General features: G+C 42.4%; 4 protein-coding genes. 2 read left to right on the top strand and 2 right to left on the bottom strand.

The genetic code is table 11. The features are described 5' to 3' along the window. Window positions 1–72: 72 nt before the first annotated feature. Window positions 73–1,581 (bottom strand): guanosine-5'-triphosphate,3'-diphosphate diphosphatase, encoded by a 1,509-nt coding sequence (gene gppA / locus D9603_RS05585; protein WP_128730583.1) that lies wholly within the window; start codon window positions 1,579–1,581, stop codon window positions 73–75. A gap of 52 nt (window positions 1,582–1,633) precedes the next feature. Continuing rightward, window positions 1,634–2,911 carry an ATP-dependent RNA helicase RhlB gene (gene rhlB, locus D9603_RS05580; RefSeq protein WP_125253635.1) on the bottom strand — a complete coding sequence of 426 codons (1,278 nt, stop codon included), beginning with the start codon at window positions 2,909–2,911 and terminating at the stop codon, window positions 1,634–1,636. Between the two features lie 91 nt (window positions 2,912–3,002). Between rhlB and trxA the strand changes: the two genes are divergently transcribed. After that, window positions 3,003–3,329 carry a thioredoxin TrxA gene (gene trxA / locus D9603_RS05575; protein ID WP_125253634.1) on the top strand — a complete coding sequence of 109 codons (327 nt, stop codon included), beginning with the start codon at window positions 3,003–3,005 and terminating at the stop codon, window positions 3,327–3,329. A gap of 205 nt (window positions 3,330–3,534) precedes the next feature. Further along, the gene (gene rho, locus D9603_RS05570; RefSeq protein WP_010604247.1) at window positions 3,535–4,794 is read left to right on the top strand and encodes a transcription termination factor Rho; all 1,260 of its coding nucleotides are present in this window, start codon (window positions 3,535–3,537) and stop codon (window positions 4,792–4,794) included. Window positions 4,795–4,935: the final 141 nt, after the last annotated feature.

Genomic DNA, 4,935 nt, shown 5'->3' with positions numbered 1-4,935 from the left:
AAAAAATACGTTATTCGCACAAAAATCACTCTACCACTGTTGTTTTTGTATGTTTCACATACAAAAAGAGCGCTAAACGCGCTCTATTTTTAATTCCCAGCCAAATTGGGATAGGTAAGCCGCTTCTTGGACAAGCTCTGCTAACATCAAGGGGTGAAGGGATAACCATGGATCAGGCATTTGCATAACCAAAGACTTTTTATCTTTACTACTGGCTTGCACTGTCACCTTGGGTAGCACATCATCTTTTCTGCGCATAGAGAGTAGAACTCCCAAGCGCACTATGACACATAGCAGCTTAGTATACTCAAGATGACAACTTAGCTGCTCAAAATCTTTAGCAACCAGATCGGCTCTATGATTTTTGACTATAGCCACAATAATATCCTTTTGCGCTTTACTGTATCCAGGCATTGAGGTGTTGGCTAAAATATAACCGCTATGTCTATGATACTGCTTATAGTCAATCAACAAGCCTATTTCATGAAGGAATGCGATAGCCTTTGCTAAATGAAGGCAAGCTTGCTCATCGAGCTTCCAGCTCGACGATACTTGAGCAATGATCTCAGATACCACTTCGTAAACGCGCTGCGCCTGCTCGGTGTCAACATGATAACGTTGAGTAAAACCATCTAATGTACGTTGGCAGATATCAACAGCCTGAAAATCAGGGATCATACTATAAAGCACTCCTTCACGAAGCGCCCCACCGGCAAGGCCCATTGATTGAATATCCAATGATTTGAATAGTGCAATCAAAATTGCCAGGCCCGAGACAAAGACCAAGCGACGCTCTTCGATTAACCCTGGCAAGCTAAGCGCCGCAACGGTTTTACATGTAATCGCTTTGAGCTTTACTTCTTCAAGTTTACTGAGAGTCAACTGCTCATTTTCGCCCATAGCAGCGAAAATCTCTTGGATCGCTTGAACAGTACCAGAGGCGCCGATAGCCAGCTCCCAACCTAGTTGCTTATACTCTGCTTGAATTGGTTGTATTACCTGCTTTGCAGCTCGCTCTGCTGCATCAAAGTTTTCTATACTTAATAAGCCGTCACTGAAGTATCTATCAAGGTATGTCACACACCCCATATTCAAGCTTTTGTAAAGTAAAGCATTGAAGCCTTTGCCAATGACAACTTCAGTGCTCGCACCACCGATGTCAATCACCAACTGCTTCCCTTGGCATGCTGAAGTGTGAGCTACACCTTTATAAATAGTTTTAGCTTCTGCTTCACCGCTTATCACATTTACCTGATGGTTAAGGATCTGCTGTGCTTTTTCGATAAAAACATTAGCGTTAACAGCTAAACGCAGCGTCGCTGTCGCGACAATACTCACATTTTTTGTTGGGATGTCCTGTAAACGCTCTGCAAATAGGGCTAGACATTCCCACCCTCTTTGCATTGCTTCCAACGATAATTCATTTTGGTCATTCAGCCCTGATGCCAGCCGTACTTTCCTTTTCACACGACCGATCGTATGGATACCGCCCGCCATATGCTTTGCTATCAACATATGAAAGCTGTTAGAGCCTAAGTCTATTACAGCGTAAATATCTTCCTTCGAAGCAGTCTTTGCCACTTTTAAAACCTCAATAAATCGCTTTAAGCGCTTACTACTTTACCGTCCAAGTTTACTTGGCTTGTGGCTTTCTATAGCCACCATTTCGGCGACCACCACGTTGTTTATTACCATTGTTGCCGTGCCCTGAGTGGCGGCGTTTATTTACTTGCGGAGCTCGTAAATCGCTCAATAATGCTGTTTTGTCATAATGAGACACAGGAATTGCATGCTCTATGTATTCTTCTATCTCATGTAAGTTGTACGCATACTGCTCACAGGCGAAGCTGATAGCATGACCAGATGCACCTGCTCGACCCGTCCGACCGATACGGTGTACATAGTCTTCTCTATCATCTGGCAAGTCAAAATTGAAAACATGACTAACCTCTGGAATATGTAATCCACGAGCAGCAACATCCGTTGCAACTAAAAGATCAACATCACCACGTGTAAATTGCGCAAGGATTGACTGACGTTTCTTTTGATTTACATCACCGGTCAACAAACCCGCTCGATGACCATCTGCTTTTAGCCATTCATATACGTTTTCGCAGCTGTGTTTAGTATTAGCAAAAATAATCGCTTTCTCTGGCCACTCTTCCTCAATCAGGGTAAGTAGTAAAGGTATTTTGTCCTCAGTTGAAGGATGGAATAACTCTTCTTGAATACGTTTACCCGTTTTGACATCCGGTTCAATTTGTACATGGATGGGATTTGTCATGTGCTCGAATGCCAACTCTTGCACTCGATATGACAGGGTTGCTGAAAATAGTAGGTTTAATCGCTCTTCACGACCTGGCATGCGATTGAACAAATAACGAATGTCTTTAATAAAGCCCAAATCAAACATTCGGTCTGCTTCATCGAGCACAACCACTTCGATATCATTGAGGTTATAAGCACCTTGCTTATAAAAATCGATCAAACGCCCTGTTGTTCCAATTAATATATCCGCGCCTTTTTCCAATTGCCCCCGTTGTTTTTCATAATCTTCGCCACCATATACAAGAGCGAGTTTAAGATTACAACGTGGCGCAATGACTTGCGCGTCCTTGTGTATTTGAATAGCCAACTCTCGTGTTGGTGCCATAATAATTGCACGAGGTTGCGTTTTTTTATCCTTCTTGGTCTGCAATAAGCGATGACAGGTCGCGGTCAAAAACGCAAGGGTTTTGCCCGTACCAGTTTGTGCTTGGCCTGCTATATCGCGGCCTTCACAGATGTAAGGTATACACTTTGCTTGGATTGGCGTACAAAATTCGAAGCCATTTTCCTGCAAACCGGCGACCACTTCCGGTGCTAAAGCAAAGTCATTGAATTTTTTATTGGTCAAATGTGTCTTAGTCATAGCAATAAAGCATAACGTTTAAACTTGCAATAAGAAACAAGAGTGTTTAAATACGCATTAAATATTTCGCCTAATTCTAACGGAGAGCGTAATGAGCGACAAAATTATCCAACTAACTGATGACAGCTTTGAGGCTGACGTAATCAAATCTGATAAACCTGTACTGGTAGATTTCTGGGCTGAATGGTGTGGTCCTTGTAAGATGATTGCGCCTATCCTTGATGAAGTTGCAGAGTCACATGGCGACCGTGTAGCGATTGGTAAACTAAACATCGATCAAAACGGTACGACTCCACCTAAGTTTGGTATTCGTGGTATTCCAACGTTATTACTATTCAAAGATGGTGCGGTGGCTGCAACTAAAGTTGGTGCTCTATCTAAGACTCAACTTATTGAGTTCCTAGAAAACAACCTATAATTCAGGTTGTTAGACATTCTGCGGCGTAACTGCCGCAGTTGTCAGCCTGATCTGTATCATTTTAAATAGAATAAAATTTGTATAAACACTGGACGACCCGACGCCTAGCTGCTAACTTATAAAGCCACAAACCTTTAAGCTTTATCAAATCAACCTCTCTCGTAAAACTAACGAGAATGACAACTGTAATAAAGAACCCACCAATATGCATTTACGCGAATTAAAAGACAAGTCAATCAATGAACTTGTAAAACTTGCTGAGTCCATGGGACTTGAAAACGTAGCTCGTTTAAGAAAACAAGATATTATCTTTGCTATTTTGAAAGCGCACGCGAAAAGCGGCGAAAATATATACGGCGGCGGTGTTTTAGAAATTTTACAAGATGGCTTCGGCTTTTTACGTTCTTCAGAAGCATCTTACCTAGCTGGCCCTGATGATATTTATGTTTCTCCAAGCCAGATTAGACGTTTCAGCCTGCGTACCGGTGACACCATCAGTGGTTTAATCAGACCACCAAAAGATGGCGAAAGATATTTTGCATTATTGAAAGTTAATGAAGTTAACTTCGATAAGCCTGAAAACTCTCGTACTAAGATCCTGTTCGAAAACCTAACCCCTATCCATGCCAACGAGCGTATGGTGATGGAAAGAGGTAATGGTAGTACAGAAGACATTACCGCTCGAGTACTTGACCTTGCGTCTCCAATCGGTAAAGGCCAGCGCGCACTTATCGTTGCTCCACCGAAAGCGGGTAAGACAATGTTGCTACAAAACATTGCACAGTCAATCACATACAACAATCCAGATGCGACATTAATGGTACTGCTCATTGATGAGCGTCCAGAAGAAGTTACTGAGATGCAGCGTCTTGTTCAAGGTGAAGTTATTGCCTCTACCTTCGATGAGCCTGCTAACCGTCACGTTCAAGTAGCAGAAATGGTAATCGAAAAAGCAAAACGCTTAGTCGAGCATAAAAAAGATGTCATCATCCTGCTGGATTCAATTACTCGCCTAGCCCGCGCGTACAACACTGTTATCCCTTCATCAGGTAAAGTATTAACTGGTGGTGTTGATGCCAATGCTCTACACAAACCTAAGCGTTTCTTTGGTGCTGCGCGTAATGTTGAGGAAGGCGGTAGCTTAACCATCATCGCAACAGCGCTTATCGATACCGGCTCTAAGATGGATGAAGTTATCTACGAAGAGTTTAAAGGTACAGGTAACATGGAACTACACTTAAACCGTAAGATTGCGGAAAAGCGTGTATTCCCAGCTATCGACTTCAACCGCTCTGGTACTCGTCGTGAAGAGTTGCTGACGAAAACTGATGAGCTTCAAAAAATGTGGATCTTGCGTAAGATTGTGCATGAAATGAGCGAGATCGATGCCATGGAATTCCTTATTGATAAACTTTCCATGAGCAAAACAAACGATGAGTTTTTTGACTCAATGCGTCGTAAGTAAGTAGACTCGTAGTCTTGTTTTTGAAAAGCCAGCTTATGCTGGCTTTTTACGTTTCTGGTTCGCCAACTTCCTGTTTTTGTTCTATACCTACCACATGCTATAAAAATTTATCGGCGTGACTATACCAATTTGACTTAATAC

It is taken from the genome of Pseudoalteromonas sp. PS5, from assembly GCF_004103255.1.
Classification (GTDB): Bacteria; Pseudomonadota; Gammaproteobacteria; order Enterobacterales; family Alteromonadaceae; genus Pseudoalteromonas; species Pseudoalteromonas peptidolytica.
This window is presented reverse-complemented; position numbering and strand designations above follow the sequence as displayed.

What these genes read in the sequence shown, in the direction of transcription:
- rhlB (WP_125253635.1), bottom strand. Translation starts at nt 2,911, where the DNA reads ATGACTAAGACACATTTGACCAATAAAAAATTCAATGACTTTGCTTTA.
- trxA (WP_125253634.1), top strand. Translation starts at nt 3,003, where the DNA reads ATGAGCGACAAAATTATCCAACTAACTGATGACAGCTTTGAGGCTGAC.
- rho (WP_010604247.1), top strand. Translation starts at nt 3,535, where the DNA reads ATGCATTTACGCGAATTAAAAGACAAGTCAATCAATGAACTTGTAAAA.